This window comes from Brevibacillus sp. AG (genome assembly GCF_028369215.1).
Taxonomy (GTDB): domain Bacteria; phylum Bacillota; class Bacilli; order Brevibacillales; family Brevibacillaceae; genus Brevibacillus; species Brevibacillus porteri.
The window spans coordinates 1-26,696 of sequence record NZ_JAQMYO010000017.1; the positions used below are offsets into that span (position 1 = coordinate 1).

General features: G+C 46.7%; 23 protein-coding genes and 1 pseudogene. 6 read left to right on the plus strand and 18 right to left on the minus strand.

Annotation, left to right across the window (positions count from 1 at the left end; genetic code table 11):
* Positions 1–88 precede the first annotated feature (88 nt).
* Positions 89–406: a hypothetical protein gene (locus POF51_RS29020; RefSeq protein WP_017251017.1), complete on the plus strand. Its 318-nt coding sequence runs from the start codon at positions 89–91 to the stop codon at positions 404–406.
* Here the strand turns inward: POF51_RS29020 and POF51_RS29025 are convergent.
* From POF51_RS29025 to POF51_RS29095, 15 genes are all read right to left on the minus strand, one after another.
* A complete protein-coding gene (locus POF51_RS29025) occupies positions 403–1,545 on the minus strand; it encodes a DUF2087 domain-containing protein (RefSeq protein ID WP_069845604.1) in 1,143 nt (380 codons plus the stop codon). The genes POF51_RS29020 and POF51_RS29025 overlap by 4 nt on opposite strands.
* A 116-nt stretch (positions 1,546–1,661) precedes the next feature.
* A complete protein-coding gene (locus tag POF51_RS29030) occupies positions 1,662–2,138 on the minus strand; it encodes a PilZ domain-containing protein (protein ID WP_069845607.1) in 477 nt (158 codons plus the stop codon).
* Positions 2,139–2,215: 77 nt separating this feature from the next.
* Positions 2,216–2,389 carry a hypothetical protein gene (locus tag POF51_RS29035; protein WP_007728597.1) on the minus strand — a complete coding sequence of 58 codons (174 nt, stop codon included), beginning with the start codon at positions 2,387–2,389 and terminating at the stop codon, positions 2,216–2,218.
* Positions 2,390–2,479: 90 nt separating this feature from the next.
* A complete protein-coding gene (locus POF51_RS29040) occupies positions 2,480–3,730 on the minus strand; it encodes a GNAT family N-acetyltransferase (protein ID WP_069845609.1) in 1,251 nt (416 codons plus the stop codon).
* A 148-nt stretch (positions 3,731–3,878) separates the two neighbouring features.
* Entirely contained in the window at positions 3,879–5,315 is a 1,437-nt protein-coding gene (locus POF51_RS29045) for an MDR family MFS transporter (RefSeq protein WP_069845612.1), read from the minus strand.
* A 155-nt stretch (positions 5,316–5,470) separates the two neighbouring features.
* Positions 5,471–6,100: an NUDIX hydrolase gene (locus POF51_RS29050; RefSeq protein ID WP_069846564.1), complete on the minus strand. Its 630-nt coding sequence runs from the start codon at positions 6,098–6,100 to the stop codon at positions 5,471–5,473.
* A gap of 127 nt (positions 6,101–6,227) precedes the next feature.
* Positions 6,228–7,802 (minus strand): glutathione ABC transporter substrate-binding protein, encoded by a 1,575-nt coding sequence (locus tag POF51_RS29055; protein ID WP_069845614.1) that lies wholly within the window; start codon positions 7,800–7,802, stop codon positions 6,228–6,230.
* Between the two features lie 131 nt (positions 7,803–7,933).
* Positions 7,934–8,128 carry a hypothetical protein gene (locus POF51_RS29060; RefSeq protein WP_069845617.1) on the minus strand — a complete coding sequence of 65 codons (195 nt, stop codon included), beginning with the start codon at positions 8,126–8,128 and terminating at the stop codon, positions 7,934–7,936.
* A 496-nt stretch (positions 8,129–8,624) separates the two neighbouring features.
* On the minus strand, positions 8,625–9,848 hold the full coding sequence (locus POF51_RS29065; protein WP_069845619.1) for an amidohydrolase family protein: 1,224 nt from the start codon (positions 9,846–9,848) through the stop codon (positions 8,625–8,627).
* A 36-nt stretch (positions 9,849–9,884) separates the two neighbouring features.
* Entirely contained in the window at positions 9,885–11,456 is a 1,572-nt protein-coding gene (locus POF51_RS29070; protein WP_069845621.1) for a glutathione ABC transporter substrate-binding protein, read from the minus strand.
* 99 nt (positions 11,457–11,555) lie between these two features.
* Positions 11,556–13,142 carry a glutathione ABC transporter substrate-binding protein gene (locus POF51_RS29075; RefSeq protein WP_017251006.1) on the minus strand — a complete coding sequence of 529 codons (1,587 nt, stop codon included), beginning with the start codon at positions 13,140–13,142 and terminating at the stop codon, positions 11,556–11,558.
* Between the two features lie 313 nt (positions 13,143–13,455).
* Positions 13,456–15,060, minus strand: a complete 1,605-nt coding sequence (locus POF51_RS29080; protein ID WP_069845623.1) for a glutathione ABC transporter substrate-binding protein — start codon at positions 15,058–15,060, stop codon at positions 13,456–13,458.
* 489 nt (positions 15,061–15,549) lie between these two features.
* Entirely contained in the window at positions 15,550–16,182 is a 633-nt protein-coding gene (locus POF51_RS29085) for a sterol desaturase family protein (protein WP_069845625.1), read from the minus strand.
* Between the two features lie 25 nt (positions 16,183–16,207).
* Entirely contained in the window at positions 16,208–16,924 is a 717-nt protein-coding gene (locus POF51_RS29090) for a GntR family transcriptional regulator (RefSeq protein ID WP_069845628.1), read from the minus strand.
* 177 nt (positions 16,925–17,101) lie between these two features.
* The gene (locus tag POF51_RS29095) at positions 17,102–18,175 is read right to left on the minus strand and encodes a branched-chain amino acid aminotransferase (protein ID WP_069845630.1); all 1,074 of its coding nucleotides are present in this window, start codon (positions 18,173–18,175) and stop codon (positions 17,102–17,104) included.
* 231 nt (positions 18,176–18,406) lie between these two features.
* Between POF51_RS29095 and POF51_RS29100 the strand changes: the two genes are divergently transcribed.
* A complete protein-coding gene (locus POF51_RS29100) occupies positions 18,407–19,189 on the plus strand; it encodes an SDR family oxidoreductase (protein ID WP_069845633.1) in 783 nt (260 codons plus the stop codon).
* Between the two features lie 58 nt (positions 19,190–19,247).
* Here POF51_RS29100 and POF51_RS29105 read toward each other — a convergent pair whose 3' ends face one another.
* Positions 19,248–20,717 (minus strand): amidohydrolase family protein, encoded by a 1,470-nt coding sequence (locus POF51_RS29105; protein ID WP_069845635.1) that lies wholly within the window; start codon positions 20,715–20,717, stop codon positions 19,248–19,250.
* A gap of 282 nt (positions 20,718–20,999) precedes the next feature.
* Between POF51_RS29105 and POF51_RS29110 the strand changes: the two genes are divergently transcribed.
* The gene (locus POF51_RS29110; RefSeq protein WP_069845637.1) at positions 21,000–22,244 is read left to right on the plus strand and encodes an amidohydrolase family protein; all 1,245 of its coding nucleotides are present in this window, start codon (positions 21,000–21,002) and stop codon (positions 22,242–22,244) included.
* Positions 22,245–22,296: 52 nt separating this feature from the next.
* On the opposite strand, the gene POF51_RS29115 is transcribed toward POF51_RS29110, so the two are convergent.
* Both POF51_RS29115 and pdxR read right to left on the minus strand, forming a co-directional pair.
* A complete protein-coding gene (locus tag POF51_RS29115) occupies positions 22,297–23,073 on the minus strand; it encodes a TerC family protein (RefSeq protein WP_069845640.1) in 777 nt (258 codons plus the stop codon).
* A gap of 114 nt (positions 23,074–23,187) precedes the next feature.
* On the minus strand, positions 23,188–24,567 hold the full coding sequence (gene pdxR / locus POF51_RS29120; RefSeq protein ID WP_069845642.1) for a MocR-like pyridoxine biosynthesis transcription factor PdxR: 1,380 nt from the start codon (positions 24,565–24,567) through the stop codon (positions 23,188–23,190).
* A gap of 102 nt (positions 24,568–24,669) precedes the next feature.
* On the opposite strand from pdxR, the gene POF51_RS29125 reads away from it, so the two are divergent.
* The 3 genes and pseudogenes from POF51_RS29125 to POF51_RS32135 all read left to right on the plus strand — a co-directional run bounded on the left by POF51_RS29125 (position 24,670) and on the right by POF51_RS32135 (position 26,692).
* Positions 24,670–25,293 (plus strand): FMN-binding negative transcriptional regulator, encoded by a 624-nt coding sequence (locus POF51_RS29125; RefSeq protein WP_334312685.1) that lies wholly within the window; start codon positions 24,670–24,672, stop codon positions 25,291–25,293.
* A gap of 33 nt (positions 25,294–25,326) precedes the next feature.
* Positions 25,327–25,965: a LysE family translocator gene (locus tag POF51_RS29130; RefSeq protein ID WP_069845646.1), complete on the plus strand. Its 639-nt coding sequence runs from the start codon at positions 25,327–25,329 to the stop codon at positions 25,963–25,965.
* Between the two features lie 17 nt (positions 25,966–25,982).
* A pseudogene (locus POF51_RS32135) lies at positions 25,983–26,692 on the plus strand (B3/B4 domain-containing protein).
* Positions 26,693–26,696 lie beyond the last annotated feature (4 nt).

Here is a 26,696-nt window from a genome sequence, read left to right on the forward strand (position 1 = left end):
CCGGGGGAGAACTGTCTTTTTGACGTTTACACAATTCCATGCTATTAATGAGTGAGAAACACGATTGCTTTGCAAAGGATGAGGAAGAGTGGCATTTGGGATTACACGAGACGAACTGAACCGTTGGAAGCAAGCCGTTAGTCGAGGCGAATTGGCATTTCTCACCCACTATTGGCTGGACCCACGGTTTCCTGGAATCAAAACCGTTACAAAAGTAGGCTGTGCCAATTATTCGTTACTGACAGACTGGTGCCTTGCCAACGGACTCGATCCTGTCTACATTCATAACCGAGCACCCTTCCCACATTTTGATTTACTTGGTGAAAAACAAATTCAGATTTTGCATAAGGAAGGTTTGTGGGATCACTTGGAGCGCTTCCGTATGCTGGATGATGGACGAGACTAGGACGGATCTTTTTGCACGTGATAGCCTCGATCACCATATGGCGCCAGCTTTTTCATCCATTTATCTTCGAGTTTTGCCAGTGCATCCTTCCCATCAAAATACGGATGGTCTTTCTTCTCAACCTTCTCTAATACTTCGATTTCAAAAGCGTCCGAACCGTATTTATCCCAGTCTTTTTGCAGCTCACGATTAGGATGCGAACCATGCTGAAGCATGAACTTTCTACCGTTGATCGTTTTTAAGTTATTCGTGCTGGCGATGAACACTTTGTCATTTTGCTTGTTCTTAATTTGATAAACGCCTGCATCGGTTTCTACTTCCTTGTACATCTGCTTGAGCTCTTGCTTGCGATTCATCTGTTGCGCCCCTCGTTCCTCTCCTTCATTTTCCACTGCGATCCGCCAATATTGACTGCCGTCAGCCTGTCTATCCATCAAACCAACATCGACTAAATATCTCCGCAAGGTCACATAATCGTCGTAGAGACCTTCCAAAATCTCATTCACTTCCCGCTCCGTGTAGAAACGATCGAGCTCAAATTTTTTGGAAATCTCTTCGAGTAAGATGAGTTTATGCTTTTGCTTGCGCGGGAATCGTTCTAATCGACCTGATAGTCCATTCGGCAAGAGTTTCTTTACGATCGCGGAATACTCTGCGGCATCGCCATCTTTCGAGGTATTCTTTTGCTTGCTTGATCTGGCATCGTTGGTCGTTTGATGTTTATCCGCTTCATGCAATAACTCCATCATGACCAGAAATACCTTGGCCTGACGTTCTTTTTCCTTGAGTGCAAAGCGGTGATTACGGATCGTCGATGCACTGCCGATCCCCATTTCATTTTGAACCTCGGCGTCTGTCTTGCCCTGGTAAAAGAGGCGAAGCAAATTAACCTGATGATCAGACAAGCCCGTCAATCGTTTATCCAACTGGCTCAAGTGAGTAAAGACAGAACCGTGCACAGCCTCGATGTGATGGCGCATAAAGCGGGACGCTTCGTACAGGGCACCCTCCACTGGATAAATAATTCCTTTCTCCACCTGTTCCCCACAGAGCAAACACATATAATGTTCGTCTTGTTCGATGTAACCTTGCTTCCATTCTTGAAGGGAAGCGCTCCAAAATGCCTCATGAAGACTCATATATAAACACAACCTTTAATCGTTTGATTTATTATAGATAACTTATCATTACGTTTGTTTTATGTCAAACAAAAAAGCTCCCTGTTGTGTATTTGCACAACAGAAAGCCTTTTTGTCTATGCTTCACTTGCTCGCATCGCAAGACTTGCTTGGGCTAGCTCTTTTAAAAATGCCTGGCGATCGCCTTTATAGAAACGCCCCTCTGTTGATGTCCGGTTTTGCCGATAGCGGATCGCCAAGCGGTTTACCATACGATTGATCTCCAGATGCTGTTCCTCTTCCATTGTAAAACGTACGGCGTATTCGTAATAGTCCGTTTCCCACGGAATCGTGCGAACGACGTGGCCGTACATTTTCAGAGCCTGTCCGCACAATTCCGTCGCAAACTGCAGAACGAGCTGGTCATTGGCTGGCATTTTGAGATGAGAGAGAAATCGAAGTCCACCTGCTCCGATATCCTCGATCAATACCTGTGTGCTCCCAATCTCCATGGTTTTCCCTTTGATCAGCACAATAGTCATGTCTGCACAGAGGGCGTATTCTAGACGTAAGCGAAAAAATTCACGTTGATGCCCCTCTGATCTACCTGGCATTGTCTTCTCCTTCTTTCTCTTCTCATAGTGGGTAATACGCAAAAGAAAGAGCGCCTGTCACCTTGGCGCCTTTCTTTTTATTTTTTGGGCTTTCGGTATTTGATCTCCTGCTCTTTCACCTGAAAGCGATTCCATAATTCTCTCTCATCATGTGTGATGGAATCATGCTTTTCCAGCCGGAAGAGGAGTCTAACGACCACCCAAACAATCAAAAGAAACGCAAAAAAGATAACCAGTGTAAGAAAGATCATATAACCTGCCTCCTCCCATTTACTAACAACATATGGGAGGAAGCAAAATAAGATAACCAAATGTGTCAAAAACGTGACAAACCTTCTTGTTTAGAAGGTAGTCACACATCGCGGCTTCTCGGGAACAGCAAACAGCCTATCCAAAATGGGAAGCTTTTCTGGAGCATCCAGCTCCAATTGGCCGTATTGATACAGCTTGTGGGCAGTTACTACCCCCATCACGAGTGAAGAAAAATCCGAAATATCTAGCTGCACCGCAATGTCAGGCTCCACTGCCTCCCCTAGTTCCGGACGACCATCGATAAACTTGATGAGCCATGTTCCTGCATTCTCAGGCAGAAACGAATCGCGGATCGTCAGCTTCACATTTACCGTTTCCGAACCAAAATGGTGGTGGGACAGCTGACGGAAAAATCCCGGCACATCAATGATCCGATACATCAGACCGACTCCAGATGCATGACTCTCATGATATATGCTCCACAACATTGTATCCGTTCCATTACCCGGATCAGATAACAACAAGTGAAAGTCTTCATCCGGCGTCGTGAACTCAATCCGTTGAATCTGATCGGCTTGACTACGAAGGAAAGAGAGCAATTGCGCGAGTGCTTCGCGGTTCTCATACTGAAGCTCTCTTACTTCTATGTTGTTGAAGAGTTTGTTTTTTTCATGGGCGCCCTGGAACTGGAAAGCAAGATAGCCTTCTAACCTTCCTTCCTTTTTGTAGCCGACGACAATCATTTCTGGAACATCGAGGAGTCTGTCCCAGTCCCGCTCTGTTCGCTTAATCATGCCATGTGTTTGACGGGCGATTCGATGATAACAAGCAGACAGTTCTTCTATGTCCTCTTTTCCTATATAGACGATTTTGTCCTTGCCTACAAACGGCAGGCTGGACGGCTTGAACTTGTATTGGTGAACCTTGGTCCCTACTCCAAAACCCATTTGCTTGTAAAAATCAACACGAAACGGATAGAGAGAGACCAGCGAGATTCCCCGCTCCCGATAGCTGGAAAGAAAACCTCGCAGCATCGACATGGCCACTTTTTCCTTTTTATGCAAAAGGTCTACGGCGACCAGCCCAATCCCGCCAGTCAAAAGCGGTGTGCCGTGAACATTCATAGGAAAATCGTACCATTTCATAATCCCCACTATTCGTCCATCACGGTAGCATCCGTGGTAGCTGACGTGTGGGTCGTTTTCAATCGTCTCCCTTACGCGTTCGGCAAATCGCTGTCTGCTCTCTGCACCCAGTAGATTGCTTCCAGGGTAGCTCATCGCTGCAATCCTAACGACCTCATCGATATCGTCAATGGAAACTGGTCGAACCTCCTCCATCGTCCCATGCACTCCTGTCCGCAAGAATTTGGGCATCTAGGAAAATAGTATCGATGAATGTTCCAACTGGCAATATGTAGTTTGTATTTTTTGGAAAACTGTAACCAATTATTTGAAAAACGCCCGCACTCGGCGGACGTCTTTGAATTTAGTGTGTCTGTTTGACTCGGTTTCCTTTTGCGATCACAAGCGTCAGAACAAAGCTGGCTATCGCAAGCACTAAGGTGCCTGTGAAGACTACATGAACACCACTAGCCAACAAGTCTCGGATCTGTGCCAGCTGTGCCACTGGAATCGATCCGTGTTCAAACGAGGCCCCTAAATTCGCATGACCACTTGCTACAGTCACCATGTTGAACAACATTCCGAATACAGCTGCCCCGAAGGTTTGGCTAAATGTACCCGTGAACGTATTGAGGGCAACCGCTGTCCCCCTCTTGTCGACTGCAACGGACGATTGAATTTTTACCATGATGATCGGAGAAATGAGTCCCATTCCCAAACCAATTAAGCCTACAGCCACATAAATGAGGTATCCCGCTGACTGAGCGGACAGGAAGCTCAACAATGTTGTCGCTACCGTCAGAACGGCAGTTCCTGCGACAAACAACTGTTCAGCTCGCAGCTTGCCTAACAAGTTCCCTGCAAGGATAGAGCCTATCGTCCAGCAAACCGGCATCGGTGTCAGGACAAAGCCAGCCATTGTCGCACTTTCTCCCAAGACTCCCTGGCTCCAGATCGGCAAGTAAACCACCATGCTGATGACAATTCCATTGGTCAAGAGTGTCAGCAAATTGATCATGGTCACGTTTCGATTGGTAAAAAGCGAAAGCGGAATCAGCGGCTCAGGCGATTTCTTTTCCACTGATACAAAGATTAGATAGCTCACCAATGCAAATACGATCAAGGAAATCGTCACCGGACTGGTCCAGGATTGATTTTGGCTACCTGTTAACAAGGCATACAACAAGGCGATGGTCCCGACCGAAAAAATAAGCGCGCCCGGATAATCGATATGGCGCTTTTCTTTGACGGCAAGCTTTTCCTTGTACATAAAGACGAGCATGAAAAACGATACGAGGCCAAAAGGTAAGTTAAGAAAAAAGATATAACGCCACGTCAATGTATCGACCAAAAATCCTCCGACCAACGGACCTGCCACACCGGAAAGTCCCCATACAGCACTAATCCAGCCCTGCGCTTTTGCTCTGGCAGTCTGCTCGGTGTACAAATCTCCGATGATAGTCATCGTAATCGGCATGACTGAACCTGCACCCAAGCCTTGAATGGCACGGAAAACAATGAGCTGCCACATCGACGTCGCCACTCCACAGAGCGTGGAACCTAACAAAAAGATACCGATACCGATTAACAATACGTTTTTTCGGCCAAATAAATCAGCCAGCTTGCCGTAAATGGGAGCAGATACGGCAGTGGCAAGCATGTAGATGGCGTATACCCAGCTCACCTGTTCAAAGCCTGCCAAATCACTCGTAATGCGTGGTACGGCTGTACTCACAATCGTTCCTTCCATCGCAGCAAGGAATGTCGAGAGCATTAGGGCAATCATAATCTGTAGTCTCATCTCGATCTCCTCTCTCTATCTACGCATGATTGCGAGCAGTGAAAAAGCATTGTCTAGTATATCACATTAGAGAACGTGTCTTCGCCAATCTTTCTCGCCCAACGAAAAACCTCGTCTTGTCGATGACAAGCGAGGCATTGTTTTTCCGATCAGGGTTATCGATTGGCTGCGCGTAGTTTCACTGCTGCAAACACCTGCTGGTAATAATGCACTTCATGTGGAACAAAGTCAGGTTTTGACGCGATCATCGCTGTATCTTTTTGCTCACCATTTTCCAATAGCAAAAATCCAATCACCGTTATCTGCCCGATTTCGTCCGCAAACAACCGCTCGAGCTCTTGCAGATTGACCCAAAACAGCCCCGTGACTTCTTCTTCCTGTACACGGTACGCACGTAAGGGTTGATCGCATTCATACAAAAAGGTATGGCACATTTCCTTATCAATGATGGAGGGTGCAACCGTTACATCACGAATCACGCCTAGCTTGTCCAATTCCTCAAAGCCCACGGACAAGCCCAGCTCCTCCTCCAATTCCCGCACGCCGTCACATGGCTGTTCCGAAGCGAGAAGATGACCGGCAGAGGTAATGTCGAGCAAGTTCGGACAAGTATCCTTTTGTGGATGTCTTTTTTGGAACAACAATTCGATCTGCTCATCTACTACACGGTAAATCCAGCAGTGAAAGGTTTGGTGCCACAGTCCCAAGCGGTGTACTTCGCTACGCGCTTCTACCCCGATGTGCTGCCCTGCTTCGTCAAATATGTCTAGCTGCTCTTCCTGCATGTTTTCCACCCCATGACTTGTCTCTTGCGCTTTTCTTTTCCCCAAGTTACATTCCCGGTCCAGATCGTGAATTCCTCTCTATGGACGAAAGAAGGGACAGCGACAACCGCCATCCCTTCTATCACCATTAGTTGATCGATACTTCATCTAGCATCAAGTAGCCAACAGGGCTCAGCCAGAAGCCCTTTACATTCTTGGATGTAACCGCCACATGGTCAATCGTGCGGATGGGAAGGATCGGTACTTCCTTCAGCTCGATTTCTTGCAGCTTTGCGTAAATTTCATTACGTTTTTGCGTATCTTTTTCGCGACGTCCTTCTTCAATCAGCTTGTCTACCTCTGGGTTGTTGTAGAACGCCATGTTACCTGCGCTGCCTTTCGAAGTGCTGTGGAAGACGTTGTACTGGTTGTAGTCGCCATCCCCTGTTGCATTGCCCCAGCCCCCGATGAACATCGCATGCTCACCATTGTCTGTGTGCTCCAGATACGCACCGTATTCCATGACTTTGATCTCCAAATCAATGCCAATACCTTTCAACTGTGACTGGATGACTTCTGCTACGTTCATGCGCTCTTTACGGTCATCTGTCACGATGGACGTTTTGAAGCCGTTCGGGTAACCTGCTTCTGCGAGCAGTGCTTTTGCTGCATTGACGTCATACGAGTAATCCTGGAGATTCGGGTTATAGCCAATTACTTTTGGCGACATCGAGGAAACCGCTTGTGTCCCTACATTGTTGTATACCCCTTGTACAATGGCTTGCTTTTCGATAGCATGCGCGACAGCTTGACGTACGCGTACATCATCAAATGGCTTCTTCTGCACGTTAAAGCCGATATAATCCACACCCAAGCCTTCTGCACGTACCATGTTCATGCCAGGAGATGCCTGTGCGCGCTCTACTTCTGTCACAGGAAGCTGGTCGCCGATGTGCGCTTCGCCTGCTTCGATCATCGCTACACGGGTCGTATCTTCTGGAACGACCTTGTACAATACTTCATCTACCTTTGGCTTTTCACCCCAGTAGGTAACATTTTTTGCGAGTTTCATATCTTGGCCCGGTGCCCACGATGCGAATTTGAAAGGCCCGGTTCCCACAGGCTGCTTCGCCAATGTATCGGAATGCTCTGCGATTGCTTTCGGGCTGATGATACTTCCTTCTGAGCTAGCCAAGATGGAGAGCAGCGGTGCAAAAGGATACTCCAGCACGAAATGTACAGTCTTGTCTTCCACAATCTTGATTTCTTTGATCATGGAGAAGTTGGATGCACGCGGTGATGCAACCTTTGGATCGAGTACACGTTCGAACGTCTTTTTCACAGCGTCTGCTGTAAACGGTGTACCATCGTGGAACGTAACGCCCTCACGAAGCTTAAACTCCCATGTCAAGTCGTCGAGCTGTTTCCATTCAGTAGCGAGTGTAGGCTTGTACTCGCCGTTTTTATCGCGAGAAACCAAACTCTCATATACTTTTCCATACACATAGTTTGCCGAAGGAATATTGGAGATGAAATGCGGGTCCAGATTGTTGGCGTCTGCTTTGCGGGCTACAATCAGGGTTCCCCCTTCTTTCGGAGCTTCTGCAGCAGTTGTATTTGTCGAACCGGATTGCTCCGAGCTTGCACCACCACATCCAGTCAGCGCAACACTAACCGTCAATGTCAGAGCCAACAAGGAACCGACCATGCGCGTTTTCTTCATTTGTGTCTACCCCCTGTAGAATACTGTCGAAAATTCTGAATGTATTTCTTATTTGCATTATACGGTAGATTTTCAATCGAACCTTTCAGCATCTTTACATCAATTTATAATATTTTTACTTTTATTTAATTTCACGCAGATGGAAAAATATGAAAAGATACTCTATTTCGTAGCTTCGGTGTAGAAGCGTATTTCCAGTCTTCGCTTCGGCCTACGCCCCACAAGTGGTAATGACTGTCCGCTCCGGCATGAATGACGGGAGCCGCTTCAAAAGTGGTAGCCTCAATGATGTATTCGCACGTTGAAGCTAAAATCGCTCCCGTCATTCATCCCTCCGCTCGGTCGGGCTCCAGAGGCGCTGTGACTGGAAACACGCTTCTTTGGCGTTGCTTTTACTGATTTTCCGATCTGTATATAAAGGGCAACAAGAAAATGATTGAAGGTTCTTCATGATTGTCCTTATTAAGCATTCTGATGAATGGATCTGATATGATAACAATTCATAGTTAGTTAAGTAACCATCTTGAATCGACTTTCAAGTAATTAATCAAAGCTACGCCGGAAGAAGTGCATTTCCAGTCCAAGCGCCTCTGGAGCCCTCTCAGCGTAGGAATGAATGGCGGGGAATTTCAGCTTTTATTACATACAAAAACGCTTTAGCGTTTTCTGGTTTGAAGCGGACAGTCAATCCCCCCTTGCGGGGCGGAGGCCGAAGCGTAGACTGGAAATGCACTTCTTCCTTCGCTACGGCCACTTTTATTAACAAATGAAAAATCCGACCTCCCCAAGAAACCTTGGAAGATCGGATCACTCTTACTATCTTTATGATTGTTTCTGCCAAACCATCTTGCCCGAGAAAACCACCGCTTCCTTCGGAGATAGTCTAGCAACAGCCTCGGCGGAGCATTTGGCACGGACGAAAACCGCATTTGCCTCATCTCCGACTTTCGGCCAAACCTGATTCCCAACTTGGTCCAGTGGAGTCACGCCACCTGTAACGAATCCCAGTGCTCGCGATAGAGATCGCTCATCAATCCAACGGAACCGTTCAGCCAAACGATTTGCTTTTTGCAGCATATCTCCGGTTCCAAATGGGTCCCAGTGATCGGTGATGTTGTCATTGCCCAATCCAACATGGACGCCTTTGGCATGAAGCATTGGAATCGGGATAGTCGGCATATCAATGGGCACAGCTGACATGACAGCGATTTGCTGCTCGGCAAAAAGCTCCGCAACCTCTTCTCCCACAGCAGTCGGAACCTCTCCTAGCCCGTAAGCATGACTGACAGTGACTCGACCTTGCCATCCCGCATCCTTCGTCATAACAGCCAGTTTTTTCATAATATAAACACCCAAATGTCCAGGCTCGTGCAAGTGCAAGTCAACATCTGCATTCGCTTCTACCGCTATGTCCATCATCGTATCAAGAGATTTCTCGATATCATCGTCAAACGTGGCAGGATCGACACCACCGACGAGACCAGCTCCATGCTTCATCGCCTCGCGAACGAGGGAAACAGAATCACTGCGCAGCAAACCATGTTGGGGAAACGCGACAATTTCCCAGGAAAGTTTTTCACGATAAGTTGCCAATGCATCCAATGTGGCTTCCAGGTTTTTCAGCCCAATGACCGGGTCAATGTTGCAATGGGTTCGCACGTGAGTAGCACCGTGCGATTGCACTAACTCCAACAGCTTTTCTGCACGCTCACGGGCGACGGGAAGCTGCCGAGGCAACAGTTCCTGCTCTTGTTCGATTCGAAAAAAACGATTGGGAGCAGGAAGAACAGCTTGCCACGGACCTCCATAAAATGTTTTGTCCAAATGAATGTGCATTTCCCGGAAAGAAGGAAGCATCAGTAGACCTTGTGCATCCCATACAGATACCCCATCAGGTATATCCACCGAAGCAGGTACGATTTTCTCCACGCGACCGTCCGTGAGCAAGACATGAAAACTCCCCGTCTTTGTTCCCGTGACAATGCCATTCGCCTCTGTATAACCACATTCCAGACTCGCATTTTTGATCCACAAGCTTTCGTTCATGCTCCGTCTCCATCCTTTTCTATCTAAATGTTTGCGTTATTCAATCGTAATGCCGTTTATCATCATGTACCCAGAAGGGCTGATCCAGAAGCCTTTGATGTTTTTGCTGATTGCAGCGACATGCTCAAGATTGCGGATTGGGACGATTGGTGCTTCTTGCTTTTCAATCTCCAACGCCTTTGCATAGATTTGCTTGCGCTTTTCCGTATCCTGCTCGTGGCGCCCCTCTTCGATCAGCTTGTCCACTTCTTTATTCACGTAGAATGTTGTGTTTCCGCCTTTGCCCAGAGAGCTGGAGTGGAACAGATTGTACTGGTTGTAGTCAGCGTCGCCAGTGGCATTGCCCCAGCCACTGATGAACAGCTCTGTTTCACCGTTGTCTTCTGCATCTAAATAAGCTCCGTACTCAAGCACTTTTACCTCTACTTCGATACCGATCCCCTTTAACTGGGACTGGATCACTTCCGCGGCATTAATTCGTTCCTTGCGATCGCCTGTCCACAAGGTTGTCTTGAAGCCGCCCGGATAACCTGCTTCTTTCAACAGGGCCTTCGCCTTGTTCGGATCAAACTCGTATCCTTTTAACGCCTCATCGTATCCCAGAACCTTCGGACTCATTGCAGAATTCGCTTTCGTTCCGACATCGTTGTACACACCTTTGATGATCGCATCGGTCTCAATCGCATAGTTGATCGCCTGGCGAACACGGACGTCGTCAAACGGTTTTTTCTTGGTATTGAACCCGATGAAATCTGTCCCCAAGCCCTCTGTCCGGTACAAGCTCATATGAGGGGAATTACTGACACGGTCAATCTCTGTCACCGGCAATGGTTCAGCGATATGCGCCTCTCCCGTCTCGACCATGGCTACGCGTGTCGTGTCCTCTGGTACGACTTTGAAGACGGCCTTCTTGAATTTTACCTTTTCTCCCCAGTAGTTGTCATTTTTCACGAGTACGATCTCTTGGCCAGGTGTCCACGATTCGAATACGAACGGCCCTGTACCGACGGGATGTTTGCTCAGGTCCTTGCCGTATTTCTCAATTGCTTTTGGACTAATGATACTGCCTTCGTGGTTGGCGAGGATCGACAGTAATGGGGAATACGGGTAGGCTAGCTTGAAATGTACGGTGTAATCATCCACTAGCTTGACTTCCGATACCATCTTGAACTGAGACGCGCGTGGAGAGGCGACCTTTTCATCGAGGACCCGTGCGAACGTTGCTTTCACCGCCTCGGCGTTAAACGGCGTACCATCGTGGAAATTAACTCCCTGACGCAGCTTGAACTCCCAGGTGACATCGTCCAACTGCTTCCATTCCGTGGCTAGCATCGGTTTGAATGCCATGTTATCATCTCGCTGGACGAGGCCTTCGTACACTTTATGATGGACCACACTCGCTGCATTGATCGCTGAAATAAAGTGCGGGTCTAGATTGTTTGCGTCTGACTGGCGTGCAATCACCAGCGTCTGATCTGTTGCCGGAGCTTCCTTCGCAGTCGGAGTTCCTGCCGCACCTTGCTCTGTACCCGATGAACAGCCTGTAAGCACGAGGCCAACGCTCAGGATACTTGCCAGCATTGAACCTAGCATCTTCTGTTTTTTCATAGACTCGCCCCCATTTACTTCTTCTTTGTATAATCAATCAGCATAGCTCGTTCCCAGTGGGCGAAGCTATGCTGATCATGAAGCATTTTTTGCTGAAAATTATGGCAATGATATATTGTCGATCTCAATGTGTCCTGCTGGACTGATCCAAACTCCTTCTACACCTTTTTGAATCGCTGCGAGGTTTTCTGAGAAGCGGTACGGTACCATTGCCGCTTCGTCCATTTCGATTTGCTGTGCTTTTTCGTAGATTTGCTTCCGTTTTTCTTCGTCTTTCTCTTTGCGGCCCTCATCGATCAGCTTGTCCACTTCCGGATTGCTGTAGAAAGCGTGGTTACCGGCTGCCCCTTGCGACTTCGTGTGGAACAGATTGTATTGGTTGTAGTCTGCATCTCCTGTGGCATTGCCCCAACCACTGAGGAACAATTCTGTTTCGCCTTTGTTAGCTGCTTCAATATAAGCACCGAACTCTAGCACTTTCACTTCCAAATCGATATTGATTTGTTTCAGCTGTTGCTGCAGCACTTCTGCCAAGCTAATCCGTGCCTTGTTATCATTTAAGTAAATGGTTGCTTTGAAACCGTTCGCGTATCCAGCTTCCGCCAACAGCTTTTTGGATTTTTCCAGATCGTAAGGCAAGTCTTTTACATTCGGGCTGTAACCAACCATGGACGGGGTAATGGAAGAATGAGCAACCGTCCCGACATCGTTGTAGACCCCTTGAATGATGGTTTTCTTATCGATCGCATGTGCAATCGCTTGACGAACGCGTACATCATCGAATGGCTTCTTCGAGTTGTTAATCCCGATATGATCGCTAGCGAATGCAGGGTAGCGACCAAGTGCCATACTTGGAGAATTTTTCACCCGATCGACTTCTGTCACTGGCAATTGCTCAGCTATATGCGCTTCTCCTGTCTCGACCATCGCGAGTCTGGTCGTATCCTCTGGAACAGTCTTGAATACGACTTTGTCCAGATTCGGTTTATCGCCCCAATAGCTATCATTTTTCACCAGGACGACTTCTTGACCAGGTGTCCATGATTCGAATTTGTAAGGCCCTGTTCCCGTTGGATGCTTGGTCAACTCTTTCCCATACTGTTCGATCGCTTTTGGTGACAAAATGCCACCCTCTGCACTGGCGAGCACCGACAGGAGTGGTGCGTATGGATAGTGCAGGATGAATTGAACCGTTGTATCATCCACGACCTTTACTTCTTTGATGGCTTCAAACAAATTGGCGCGGTTAGAGCCTACGGCCGGGTCTTGGACACGAGCAATCGTCTTTTTCACAGCTTCCGCATTGAATGGCGTGCCATCGTGGAACGTCACACCAGAGCGAAGCTTGAATTCCCATGTCACATCATCGAGCTGCTTCCATTCGGAAGCGAGTGAACCTACATATTTGCTTTCTTTGTCCATCCGAACAAGACCCTCGTATACCTTGTGATGAATGATGGCAGCAGAGTTGATTTGCGTTAAAAAATGCGGGTCAAGGTTGTTCGCATCAGACAAACGGGCGATGACGAGTGTCCCGCCTTCTTTGCCGACTGGTGCAGAAGCATTGGTTTGCCCTGAAGAATTGGTACTCCCTCCTGCTTCAGGTGCTTGTGAGCAGCCTGCCAACGCTGTAGAAACCGCAACGGTCATGGCAAGCAGCGTCTGGAAAAAGCGCGTCTTTTTCATGTAGTGATCCCCCTCTTTTTTGAAAAACGTCTCGACGTTTTTCATAAATGTTGATGTGACCGCTTGCGGTCAAAAAAACGGTCGTGACCGTTTTTTGCGCCAGATGCACTTTAATATTTTGACCATTCGCACATATTTCATTTTACCCACTATTCTGTCATTGTATTTTCACTCTCTTTACTTGTATTTTCACTTTCTTTACTCTTTTTTTCACTTTTTCTACTTTTATGCGAACAGTGCGTATTCAAAAAGTCGACCTTTTGAACAACCACTAAAAAAGACCCTCTCTGTTTGAGAAGGTCTCAAGCTCCTGCTATTGAATCGTCACTTGGCTCACGTCAATGTACCCGGACGGACTGATATACACTCCTTGCACATTTTTCGCAATGGCCGCGAGGTTTTCACTGCTGCGGAATGGCAGCAATGGCACCTCCTCCATCTCGATTTGCTGTGCTTCTGCGTAGACTTCCTTGCGCTTCTCTGGATCTTTCTCCTTACGCCCCGCTTCAATCAACGCATCGACTTTCGGATTGTTATAGAAGGAATGGTTGCCTGGCACACCTGCTGACGTGCTGTGGAAGAGGTTGTACTGGTTGTAATCTGCATCCCCGGTCGCATTGCCCCAGCCACTAATGAACATTTGCGCTTCACCTTTTGCCGCCAATTCCAGGTACGCACCGAACTCCATCACTTGAATCTGCAAGTCGATGCCGATTCCCTTCAGCTGGGATTGCAGCACTTCTGCCACATTAATCCGTGCCTTGTTGTCATTGAGATAGATGGTTGCCTTGAATCCGTTGGCGTAGCCTGCTTCGGTGAGCAATTGCTTCGCTTTGTTCAAATCGTATTCCGGCGTTTTAATATTTGGGCTGTAGCCGATGACTTTTGGCCCTAATGACGAGATGGCTACTTTTCCGACATTGTTATAAACCCCTTTAATAATCGCTTCCTTATCGATCGCATGGGCGATGGCCTGACGGACGCGAACATCGTCAAAAGGCTTCTGCTTGACGTTCATCCCGATGTGGTCAACTGCGAATGATTCGAACCGGCCTAAAGACATGCTCTGCGAGTTCTGTACCCTTTCCAGTTCAGTGACCGGTAGTTGTTCTGCGACATGAGCTTCACCTGTCTCCACCATGGCTACACGTGTCGCATCCTCAGGAATGGTCTTGAAAACGACTTTTTCTAGCTTCGGTTGGTTGCCCCAATACTTCTCGTTTTTCACCATGACGATTTCTTGTCCAGGCGTCCATGATTCAAAGATGAACGGCCCCGTTCCTACTGGTTTCTTGGACAACTCTTTGCCAAATTCCTTCATCGCCTTCGGACTGATGATACCACCCTCGGCACTCGCCAGTACGGACAAGAGCCCTGCGAACGGATAATGTAAAATAATATCTACCTTCAATGGATCGATGACCTTCACTTCTTTAATCATGCCAAACATGTTTGCTTTCGGAGTCGGATTGTCTTTGTCCAAAATACGGTCGATTGTCTTTTTCACAGCTTCCGCATTGAAGGGTTCCCCATCATGGAAGGTAACACCGTCACGCAGTGTAAATTCCCAGGTAACATCGTCCTTTTGCTTCCATTCCTTTGCCAAAAGAGGTTTGTACTCACTATTCCGATCCATCATGACCAGACCTTCATAGAGCTTGTGCTGCGTCACTGCCATGGAATTAATCTGGGTACTGAAATGCGGGTCCAGATTATTCGCATCGGACAAGCGCGCAATAATCAAGGTACCGCCTCCACCCGCTGCGGCCGATGAAGACGCGGGGCTAGTCGAAGCTTGATTGGAGTTGGACGCGGAATTCGTCCCACTGGATGTCTGACTGCCACCACAGCCTGCCAAAACTGTGGAAAGCAAGACAGACAGGGCAAGAATAGATCCTAGCATGTGCTTCTTCTTCACTGTGAATGCCCCCTTATTCTGGATGATAGAATGAAAAGAATATGGCATGACTAAATATTACTAATTTTCTTACTATTAATCTTTTCATTATCTTTACCTTTCTTTTCACTTTCTTTACCATGTCGTTTTTGAATGTTCAAAATAACTCTATTGAAGCTAGCTACATATCATAGTGGAGGAGAAGAAAAAGCACAGTTCTCTTCGACTCTGACACGCTAGCAGGGGGATTCTCTGGCCGTCTCCACTTCAAAAATGGGGACCGTCGAGCCAAAGCCACCCTCGGGCGGACGTTTCTCAAGGAAGAAGTGTTCGACAAGCGTGGTCCCCTTTTTGAAGTTCCGACTGGGTAGGCGTTGTCAAGGTCTACGAGCTCTGTGCTTTTTCTTCTCATCAGCTTTGGCGGTTTATCGATACCTTCTAAAACTTAGAAAGAAAAAAAACATCCCTCAAAAAAGGGATGGTCGTGCAAAAGAGGTAGAAATATGCCATTTACAGATCAACATCTTTGTCCCACTGTCTTTCCAGATCCCTCACCGTCGAGCTTTTCTCGACATCCTGTTCTTTCTTGTAAGTTCCCAGCATGACGTCAAAAACAGGGCTGGTAACACCGTACCAATAATGTTCATTTTTGAAGTGATGCCATAGATGGAGCTTTTTCATCCAGCGCCCCCATGGAGATATCGGTTGAACCGGGCGATGGGCGATATAGTGCTTCCATTCATAAAATAGTAGAAATCCTATCACGCCTGTAACAAAGGCATTGGTCACAATCAAGTCGGAAGTAAGCAGAAAACAAATGGCTGCGGTTCCTGCAATGAGCGGCAAGCTATACCACACGGGCAAGAACAACAGGTGCAAGTTGTTCGGATCGGCATGATGATCATAATGTAAGCGCTTTAACATTTGGAGAAAAAATGGATTTCGAGGCGGTTTGAGGTGAAAGAGAAATCGATGAATCAAGTATTCGCTTGCCGCATATCCAATCATCCCCGCCACAAGTGCCACCCATGTTTTCAACACGTACCATTCAGAAATAGTGAAAGACAAGCTAATCAGGAATAGGATGCTCATGATGAGGATATCTGGAAACGTAAAGAATTCTTTCAGAAACTTTGCCTTCAACAGAACGCCCTCCTCTTGTGTTCCTTCACTTACCTTGTTCCATCACGGTTCGGTTTCTCCACAGCTCCAAACTTTTTTCCATTGCCTTTCTGGCTACACGCTCTGCTTCGATGAAATCCCCCTGTAAAGTTACGTTCAACAGTTCATGGTAATAGTGCCAAGATGCCTCGCGGTGTTCCGGGATAGAAAAATACTTTCGTGCCATATTTAGGTAAAAGGAATCAAAACTGTTTACAATCAGTAAATAGATAGGATTTGGGGAAAGTCTCGTCAGATTTTTCTGCAGATCCCAGTCAAACGCTGCATAAGAATCAGCATCAGGTTTCAGTTGATCGAGATTGGCAAGCAATGCGACTACCTTAGGCTGATGAGCAGCAACTGCGTTACGAATGTAAACAGGCGCCAACGATATCCGCAGTTCCAGCAAGTGCGAAATAAACTCATCCGTAACATCGTCTTGGTTTTGAATGATATGGACAAGGGTCATTATATTGCCTTGATGCCAATAATCGTTGACAATTGCCGGATGTCCTTTCCGGACAGTGATCCAGCCATCTCTTTCCAAGCGTTGCAGTGCTTCTCTAACAGTTGGCCGACCTACCCCGAAGTATTCTGCCAACTCCCGTTCCGGCCGCAGCGTACCTCCTGTAGGATACTCTCGAGTCAAAATTGCCTTGATTAATTTCATCTCAATTTGATCCGACGAGCGTCCTTTCTTTCCCCCTTTTTTCTCCGCTGTCATTGTCGCCTCCCCGCAATGATGGTCCTACAACCATTTTTTGTGGTATTACCACAAATGGTAGTATTTTACACAACCCCCTGTCAAGAGATGAAGTGATTGAACTTTCCTACACGATCAAAAAAAGCATAGCCCTCTTCCGATAAAGAGAAGGCTATGCCTCTTGTGTTACTGGCGTGATTATTCTGTCACTTCTACCGACCAGCCAAACTTGTCTTCACGCTCACCGTACTGGATTCCTGTCATCTCATCGTACAGTCTCGTTGTCAATTCCCCGGTTTTTTCACCGTTAATGATCATCTGATGTCCGTTCCAGTTCAGATCACCGACTGGGGAAATAACAGCCGCTGTTCCGGTACCGAATGCTTCTTCCAACTCACCGTTGACATAAGCGGTATGCAGGTCTTCCATGGAAATCCGCTTCTCTACGACTGGAATTCCCCAGTCCTTGAGCAATTGGATGGTCGAATCTCTCGTGATACCCTCGAGAATGCTGCCGTTCAATGCTGGGGTCCACACTTCCCCTTTTACCTTGAAGAACACGTTCATGCTGCCTACTTCTTCAATATATTTATTCTCTACACCATCGAGCCACAGCACTTGCTCATAGCCTTTTTCTTTTGCTTCTACTTGTGCTTTCAGACCGCCTGCGTAGTTACCTGCCACTTTTGCGTTTCCTGTTCCGCCTCTTACCGCACGAACGTAGTTGTTTTCTACGTAAATTTTCACAGGCTTCATGCCACCCGCATAGTACGCTCCAACTGGCGACAACACGATCACCAATTTGTACGTATGCGAAGCGCGCACACCAAAGCATGGCTCTGTCGCAATTACGAAGGGACGGATATAGAGAGACTGTCCGCTTTCTGTTGGAATCCATTCTTTATCTACCGCTACCAGCTGTTTCAATGCCTCGACCATGAAATCCTCGTCGATCAACGGCATGCTCATACGCTCCAGTGAACGGTTCATACGCTTGAAATTTTGATCAGGTCGGAACAAGCTAACCTTGCCCTCTTCATTGCGATAAGCTTTCAAGCCCTCAAATACAGCTTGCCCGTAATGGAAAACCATTGCTGCCGGGTCCAATGTCAGCGGAGAGTATGGGACGATTTGTGGATCATGCCATCCTTTACCTTCTGTATAATCCATGGTGAACATATGATCGGTAAAATGAACACCGAACCCCAGCTTGTCAGAAGCTGGTTTCTCTTTTTTCTGTTCTGTCCGGGTAATTGTTAACTGACACTCCATCTTCTACATCTCCCTTAGTATTAAATCCACTATTTGAACAACTTCCTATATATACAAAATAGCAACAATTTTGCATGATTTCCAGCGTAAGTTTCTGCTACCCCTACAATTTATGGTTATTTAGCGAAAACTTCGCAAAATTTTCGTGATCGATTTTTTTCTTCGTAGGCAGGATGAAAGGAATAGGTACCCCGAAAAGAATGTATAGGGACAGAATGAGGAGGGATATGTATGAGCACACACCTTCGCTTGCACGGAAAAATTGCCATCGTAACAGGAGCCAGCCGCCTTCAAGGGATTGGGGCTGCTATCTGTAAAATGCTGGCCTCACACGGCGCCGATATTTTCCATACGTATTGGACCGCCTATGACCAATCCATGGCGCATGGGATTCAAAAGGATGAACCCGCCATCTTGCAGCAAGAGATCAGACGCTACGGAGTCAGATGTGCGGGAATCGAGATCGACCTGTCACTGCCTGATGCCCACAAGAAGGTGCTCGACGCAGCTACAGCACAACTGGGCGAACCAAGCATCCTCATCAACAACGCTTGCTACTCCACAAATGACGGCTACGAGGCACTGGATATCGCCAGTTTGGACTCACATTATGCCATCAATGTGCGGGCAACCACAATGCTCAGTGTGGAATTTGCACGTCGCTTCTCTCAACAACGCGGAGGCCGAATCATCAACATGACATCTGGTCAGTCCAAAGGCGCGATGGTCGGTGAGATCGCGTATGCCGCAACAAAAGGAGCCGTGGATGCCCTGACGACGACACTTGCTGCCGAAGTAGCTACGCGAGGGATTACGGTCAACGCTGTAAATCCCGGGCCTACCGACTCAGGCTGGATGAACGACGAAATCAAGCAAAACATTTTGCAACGATTTCCTTTGGGACGGATTGGACAGCCCGAGGATGCAGCGCGTCTTGTCGCTTTTCTGGCAAGTGACGAAGCGGAGTGGATTACCGGACAGATTATGCATTCCGAAGGCGGGTTCATCCGGTAAGTGAAAAAAGCACAATCCGCCGTTTCTAGCAGATTGTGCTTCTTCTTATTTGTTCAGGCTATCGTTTGCTCACGATTGGGAAAGAAGGCTTGAACAGCTCTTTTTCGCCCAGCTGTTGATAGTCGCGCTCGACGTAGCCCAGACGCATTTTGTCAAAGTAGCGCTGTCCCTTTGCTTTGATCTCTTCCAGATCAACTCCTGGCAAGAGGCGGTCTTTCATTACGGTGCGTCCAGCGATGATGGAGAGTTTCACATCACGACCTGAGCCACATGTGATAATCGTACGGATTGGATCATCAACCGCACCCATGTGGAAACCGTCCAGATCAATGGCAATGATATCTGCTTTTGCCCCCGGCGCTAATCGGCCCAAATCATATCTGCCAAGGAAACGTGCGCCGCCCAATGTCGCTGCACGGTAAATATCCGCGTAGCTGGAATCTGCGACATCGCCTTCCACCAAGCGGGAAAGCATGCTGGCTGTGCGAATGTTTTGGATGAAGTCAGGCGGGAACGTATCGGTTCCAATCGCGATGTTGACGCCACGACGCTTGTAACGGGCAAACGATTCGAGTGCCTCGCCATGACGACCAACTACAAGCGGGCAGTGAATCACGGTCGTACCTGTCTCTTGCAGGATCGCCAAATCGTCTCCCTCTCCGAATTTCGCTTTACTAAAGTCTGGAATGAAATGTGCGTGCGGAATTGCCGTTTTCTTTCCAAGGAAGCCGATCTCATTCAGGAACTGAATCGGTGATTGGTTGTGACGACGATGGATTTCCGTATATTCATAGAGACCTTGTGCAGCATGCAGACGGATAGGACATCCGAGCTCCTCGCTGTAGCGCTTTGTGTTGATCAAGTTCTCTACAGACTGTGACTCGATTCGCTCTGGCGCCAGCATTCCACGGATGAGTCCGTTGTGAGCCCCATCGAAATCTTTGACAAATTGTACAGCTCGCTCCAGACCTGCTTGTCCTTCTGCTTCGTTCCACAGTACTTCGATCTCTCCATTTGCCTTCACGACACGCATGCCGGATTGATAGCTCGGCCCCATGTACATACGCAATCCCAAGCGTCCTGCATGATCGGCTGCGGCTGCCAGCTCCTCATACGTTTCCGCCCAGCGCTTGTAGAAGACCGATGTAATCGGCATCGCTGTCGTTACCCCGTTTAGAATCAATTGGCTGTAAGCGTAAAGGGATTTGAACGCCTCTTCCTCAGGGGTCATTACCTCATGGTAGCCTTTGCGGTAGTAGTCTTCCGACCAAAGCATGTTTTTGTTTCTAGCAGAAGCTTGCTCCAGATGTACGATGTCGTGATCAATGTCCCCCAACGCATTCAGGTCAATGAAGCCCGGACTGACTACTGCATTGCCAGCATCGATCACTTCATCTACCTCGCCATCAAAATGGTGCCCCACATACACAATGGTGTCATTCTCGTAAACGACTTCCCCATCTGTGATAATCACATGATCTTCGCCGTCAAAACCGATGACATATTTTGCGGTTATTTTCTTTTTCATGATGATCCTCCCTACTCTTTCTCGTTCCGGCCTCTTCACTCCATTGTATCCTTCGTTATTATAGGAAATATTCTGTAAAATTTGTTTCAAAACTTTTACGTGTATTTGCACAATCTTTACTCCTTTTCGAAAACAGGCAAAATCCAAGCAATACGTAAAAATCATGCAAAAACTAGTAAAAAAGATGAACATCCTTGTTCGAAATATTCACTACAATTAACATAGACAGCTAGACTGGACTCTCATCCACTAAATGCAATATAGAGAAAGGGCTGATTTCTAGTGATGCAAGCTTTTTGGTTAACCAACGTTCGTCTCGATAAAGGATTTGAAACAGGAGGCGACGGCGTCTTTCACACAATCTCAGAAATCTGTCATTTGAAGATCGAAGACGGCAAAATCGCAGAGATCGTATCGGCGAGCGAACCACTCGACACCACTTTACCGCAAGAAGATGCAAAAGGTTTATTAGCCCTCCCCTCTTTTGTCGAGAAGCATAACCATCTGGATAAAACGTATGCGGGCGCAACCTGGAAATCTTGCCTCCCTCCGAAAAAATTGATCGATCGCTTGGAGTTCGAAGCAAAAGAAATGCCGCTGATGACTGGGACGACCAAAGAACGCGCACAAGCAATGCTCCAGTGGCATATCAAAGGCGGTGCCACACATGTGCGCACACACGTCAACATCGATCCATACATCGGGCTGAAAAACCTGGAGGGTGTGCGTGCAGCACTGGAAGAGTACAGCGATCGCCTGACATATGAAATCGTCGCTTTCCCGCAGCAGGGGCTCCTGCGCACACAAGCAAGCTCCTTGATGAGACAAGCGATGAAGGAAGGCGCTACACTGGTTGGGGGCTTAGACCCGGCTGGGATTGACAATGAATTGGAAGGCTCCTTGCGTGAAATGATGGACATTGCGGTGGAAGCAGATGCGGATGTCGATATTCACCTGCATGATCCGGGGACACTCGGCTTTTATACGATCAAAAGACTGCTCGATCTGACCGAGGAAGCTGGCTGGCAGAACCGTATGGCGATCAGTCATGCCTTTGCACTCGGAGACGTGTCGATGGAGGAAAGCTCGGACATGGCAGACCGATTGTCCCAGCTGGGAACGATGATTATGACAACAGTTCCGATTAATCGTGCCATGCCACCTGTTCCGATGCTTCATGCCAAAGGCGTACATGTCGCACTTGGTTACGATGGATTCTACGATTCGTGGTCGCCATATGGAACAGGCGATATGCTGGATAAGCTAAACCGTCTGGTCGAGCGCTACCGTTGGGTCGATGAGAAATCATTGGTGCAATCGTTGTACTTCATCACCGGAGGAAAAACAACGCTCGATAAAGATGGCAACCGTGCATGGCCAATGGTTGGCGACGAGGCAAGCATCGTGCTTGCAGAAAGCTCCTGCTCTGCGGAAGCGATTGCGAGAAAATCTCGTCGGGCTGCTGTTATGTTTAAAGGAAAGATTGTGCATGGTTCTTTGGAGAGAATGGAAGCGGGCAGATCATAGATGGAAAGGCTTCGCCGATTTGGGCGAAGCCTCTTTTATGTCTTGTCGGATATTAAGCTGAAGGATGATTGGCGGAAGATTCCTTATCTTTAGATAAGAACCAACCCAGTACAGCGATCAAGAGAAGAACGGTCCAGAACGTTGCCTTCCACGCGACCGATTTTGGAAAATCAGCTGCCAAATATCCTAGCTCAGGGTGCGACAGTGTGTATACGGCCAACTTGACGCCAACCCAGCCGACGATCAAAAATGCGGCTGTCTCTATTCCAGGCTTGCGTTGCAGCAACCCGACAAAGTAAGAGGCAGCAAATCGCATAATGACTAAACCGATGATCCCACCTGCGAGAATGACACCAAACTGCCCGCCATCCAATCCACCTACATCTGGCAAAGACGTTTCCGGAAGTGTCACAGCGAAGGCAACAGCAGCGAGGATAGCGTCAACTGCAAAGGCAAGGTCCGCTAATTCTACTTTCAGTACTGTCATCCACAATCCAGAGCCTTTCTTCTCAGTGGCAGCCCCCTGATTGTAATCTTTGCGCAATATAAATTTCTTCACGATATGGTGAATGGCTATAAACAGGAGGTAAGCCGCCCCGATTGCCTGGACTTGCCATACGTCCACGAGGTAAGAAATGATAAACAGCGAACCGAAACGAAACAGGAAGGCTCCGGCAAGCCCATAAAATAGAGCTTTCTTTCTCTCTTTCTCTGGCAGATGCTTCACCATAATTGCGATCACCAAAGCATTGTCTGCCGCCAAGATCCCTTCTAGGCCAATCAGGACAAGTAGCACCCATCCATACTCCACTATCATAGCCCAATCCATTCCAGTCCCCCCTTAGTGGTAAATCCATCCTTTCTCTTTTTCTAGTATACTTTATTCCTGTTGTTTATAAGTATATAAACATATGTTTATGTCTATGGAATAGTGTGATGAATTTTAAAACCAAGCCTTTTTTAAAAGCTTCACACCACGTTGGATTTCATCACTTGATAAATTACTGAAGCCAAGTTTAATTATTGGTTCATCGGTTTTGTTCTTAATGAAGAAGAGTGAAGTAGGATAGACTTTCACTCCCTGAATGGCCGCTTGTTGAATGAGCCATTCTTCTGAACGCTCCACGTGTACTTTGACTAATAAGTACAAACCAGACTGCTCGCCAATGATAGAAATATGTTGTTTGAAATGCTTCCTTAATTCACAAACGAAGTGCTGCATTTTTCGTTTATAAATAAGGCGCATGCGTTTAATATGGCGATTCCATTCCCCTTCTTCCATAAATTTCGCCATTGCGAATTGGCTAAGTAGTGAAGTGGTGCTCTCGAAATGTGCGAATTGATTTTTATAAAGGTTGATAAGTGGCTGTGGCAACACCATATAACTTAAACGAATTCCTGGCAGAAAGCACTTCGAGAAATTCCCGAGATAAATAACCCTTGTTGAATCGATGGAAGCGAGAGCCGGAAATGGTTGTTGAGTATAGCGATATTCACTATCATAATCGTCTTCGATAATATATCCTTGCCTATTTTTTGCCCAATGGATAAGGGTATGCCTTTGTTGAATGGACATGCTTACCCCATATGGACTGTGATGGGACGGCGCCACATAAATCAATCGTGATTTCATTTGTTCCAAGTGTGAGAAATCAGCACCTGTCTCATAAACGGGTACTGTTTCCAGTATAAAACTATTTAATTGAAAAGCTTCCCTAGCGCCATCATAACCAGGATCCTCCACAATCACGCTAGAAAAATCATGTTTCAGGACAAGACCGAGATACACAAGCATTTGTTGGGTACTACTTCCGATAATGATTGCATCTGGTTCTGTTTTCACTCCACGAGACTGGAGTAAATATGCTGCGATTTGCTCACGTAAGCTCCATTCACCAAAAGGTTCCCCGTACCGAAAACTGTCCTTTGCCGTTAATACTTGATTCGAAATCCTCCGCCACGTTTTTAAAGGGAAATGCGATTGATCGACGACGTCTGCGCGAAAATCTATACGAACAGGTGATACCTGCTCTGTTTGTTTGTGAGTAAAAGAACTGCGAGCCTCTTGAAATAAAACAGGCTCTAACTCATTTACAAAATAACCTTTTCGGCCCTCTCCACGAATATATCCTTCAGCAACAAGTTGTTCATACGCCATTAATGTTGTATTACGGCTTACATGTAAGGAATCTGCAAGTTGACGAATGGAGGGCAATAGCTCATCCGCCTTTATATCGCCTTGTTCAATAAATGATTTAAATTTCTCATAGATTTGTTTGTATTTAGGAGAATGATCTTTGAATGTAAAAATGGTATTTTTCATTACCACCCCTCCTGACATGTATATTTATTTGTTATTGTATCTTTTTTTATGTCAGTTTGTATCATACGCTTGGTTCAAATACACGTTGAAAGGGTGGTTACTGTGTACATTCCTAAGCAATATCAGATGAAACATGATGAGGCAGTTCAAATGATGAAGTCTAACCCGTTTGCTTTATTGATTACGGTTGATCAACACCGCCCGTTGGCTACGCACATTCCGTTGGAAATTCGTGAAGAGGAAGGGAAAATCTATGCGACTGGGCACATCGCATACGGAAACATGCAGAAGAAAACCTTGGATAACAATAGGGATGTTTTGCTTATTTTTCAAGGACCGCACGCTTATATTTCGTCAAGCTGGTATGAGAGTGAACAGGTTCCCACATGGGACTATCTCGCTGTACATGCGTATGGGACAGCGCGTATCCTTACGAAGGATGAACTGAAATCTACTTTGGATTCGATGCTTACCCACTATGAATCTCACCGGGAAAATGGTCGGCTCTGGGAGACGTTTGATCCTGAGCTGCTTGAGAGAGAAATGAAAGGAATCGTTGGTTTTGAGATTGAAATCACCTCTATTCAAGGGGCAGCCAAAATGAGCCAAAATCGCAACAACACCGATTATCAATCGATTGTGGCAGAGCTTGAAAAATCAAATGAACAAGGGGAAATTCAGGTTGCTCAGTGGATGCGTGAGCAACGGAAAGAGTTATTTAAATGATCAGCCTATAGATACAACAAGGAGTTGCTTCTTATGGAGTTTTCAACTATTTGGCTATTTGTCATTGCCGCTTCTACATTGTTAATCATACCTGGACCAGCCGTGTTCTATATTATGGCTAGAAGTATCGATCAAGGGAAGAAAGCGGGTCTGGTATCAGTTCTAGGAGTGTCTCTTGGTGGTTCTGTTCACGTTTTAGCTGGAGCAATTGGAGTTTCTGCGATCCTTATGACATCAGCCACAGCCTTTCATATCGTGAAATACTTGGGTGCTGCTTATCTTATCTATCTGGGGTGTAAGACTTTATTTTCTAAAGCTGATAGAACAGATTCCGAAATTCCAAAAGCCCCTCGCAAAAAATTACGAAAGATTTTTTACGAATCAGCGCTTGTAGAGGTAATGAATCCTAAGACAGCCCTCTTCTTTTTAGCCTTCTTTCCGCAATTCATATCACCTACTGCTGGGTCAGTCACCGTTCAATTTTTGCTTTTAGGAACGATATTTATTATCCTAGCTTTTGTTAGCGATGGTCTGTATGCCGTTCTCGCAGCAAGTATGAGAAAGCGGATTGTGGGTAGTACGGCGAGTTCAAAGGTAGTGAATCGGATAACTGGTTATTTTTATATTGCGCTAGGGATTTTCTCCGCCTTTGCGAGCCCCTCCAAAACATAAGAATGGAGAGATAGGATATGCCTAGATTTATCATTGAAGATGATTTTTGGTCGTTATTTCCGCATGCGAAAATAGGTATCGTGATTTGCCAGGGAATTGATAATTCAATAAGGGACGTTGAAATCTACGAGAAGCTGCTAAAGGAAGCCGAGAAAGACGCGCATAAATTCTTAAGTCTAGAGGAATTCAGTAGTAATCCTGTCATTTCCGTTTGGCGAGAAGCTTTTCAGAAATTCAAGACAAAGAAAGGCGCAAGGTGTTCGATTGAAGCTTTATTAAAAAGAGTCAAAAATGGCAACCCCATCGGAACAATAAACCCGCTGTTGACATGTATAATTCCATTTCATTGCGTTATGGACTTCCGTGTGGTGGAGAAGATATCGACACTTTTGTAGGCGATATTCGCCTGACGCAGGCAAATGGCAACGAACCGTTTCTCCCATTGGGACAGGATGAAAATGCTCCGCCCTATGAAGGGGAAATTGTTTATAAAGATGATGACGGTGCCATATGCAGATGCTGGAATTGGCGTGAAGCTCAGAGGACAATGCTAACAGAAAACACGAAAAATGCATTCCTCTGTATGGAATTAATAGATGAATCAAGAAGTGATGAATTCCATATGGCGCTAAAAGAATTGTCTGATTTAGTGCCACATCATCTTGGTGGTATGGTGAAGATGGAAGTGTTAGATATCAGTCAGAAGGAAATGACCATCTTTGAGTAAGGTC

Bases quoted from the DNA above. Each gene is read 5' to 3' on its own strand.
- POF51_RS29025 (WP_069845604.1), bottom strand. From the start codon at position 1,545: ATGAGTCTTCATGAGGCATTTTGGAGCGCTTCCCTTCAAGAATGGAAG.
- POF51_RS29030 (WP_069845607.1), bottom strand. From the start codon at position 2,138: ATGCCAGGTAGATCAGAGGGGCATCAACGTGAATTTTTTCGCTTACGT.
- POF51_RS29035 (WP_007728597.1), bottom strand. From the start codon at position 2,389: ATGATCTTTCTTACACTGGTTATCTTTTTTGCGTTTCTTTTGATTGTT.
- POF51_RS29040 (WP_069845609.1), bottom strand. From the start codon at position 3,730: ATGGAGGAGGTTCGACCAGTTTCCATTGACGATATCGATGAGGTCGTT.
- POF51_RS29045 (WP_069845612.1), bottom strand. From the start codon at position 5,315: ATGAGACTACAGATTATGATTGCCCTAATGCTCTCGACATTCCTTGCT.
- POF51_RS29050 (WP_069846564.1), bottom strand. From the start codon at position 6,100: ATGCAGGAAGAGCAGCTAGACATATTTGACGAAGCAGGGCAGCACATC.
- POF51_RS29055 (WP_069845614.1), bottom strand. From the start codon at position 7,802: ATGAAGAAAACGCGCATGGTCGGTTCCTTGTTGGCTCTGACATTGACG.
- POF51_RS29060 (WP_069845617.1), bottom strand. From the start codon at position 8,128: ATGACGGGAGCGATTTTAGCTTCAACGTGCGAATACATCATTGAGGCT.
- POF51_RS29065 (WP_069845619.1), bottom strand. From the start codon at position 9,848: ATGAACGAAAGCTTGTGGATCAAAAATGCGAGTCTGGAATGTGGTTAT.
- POF51_RS29070 (WP_069845621.1), bottom strand. From the start codon at position 11,456: ATGAAAAAACAGAAGATGCTAGGTTCAATGCTGGCAAGTATCCTGAGC.
- POF51_RS29075 (WP_017251006.1), bottom strand. From the start codon at position 13,142: ATGAAAAAGACGCGCTTTTTCCAGACGCTGCTTGCCATGACCGTTGCG.
- POF51_RS29090 (WP_069845628.1), bottom strand. From the start codon at position 16,924: ATGACAGCGGAGAAAAAAGGGGGAAAGAAAGGACGCTCGTCGGATCAA.
- POF51_RS29095 (WP_069845630.1), bottom strand. From the start codon at position 18,175: ATGGAGTGTCAGTTAACAATTACCCGGACAGAACAGAAAAAAGAGAAA.
- POF51_RS29100 (WP_069845633.1), top strand. From the start codon at position 18,407: ATGAGCACACACCTTCGCTTGCACGGAAAAATTGCCATCGTAACAGGA.
- POF51_RS29105 (WP_069845635.1), bottom strand. From the start codon at position 20,717: ATGAAAAAGAAAATAACCGCAAAATATGTCATCGGTTTTGACGGCGAA.
- POF51_RS29115 (WP_069845640.1), bottom strand. From the start codon at position 23,073: ATGGATTGGGCTATGATAGTGGAGTATGGATGGGTGCTACTTGTCCTG.
- pdxR (WP_069845642.1), bottom strand. From the start codon at position 24,567: ATGAAAAATACCATTTTTACATTCAAAGATCATTCTCCTAAATACAAA.
- POF51_RS29130 (WP_069845646.1), top strand. From the start codon at position 25,327: ATGGAGTTTTCAACTATTTGGCTATTTGTCATTGCCGCTTCTACATTG.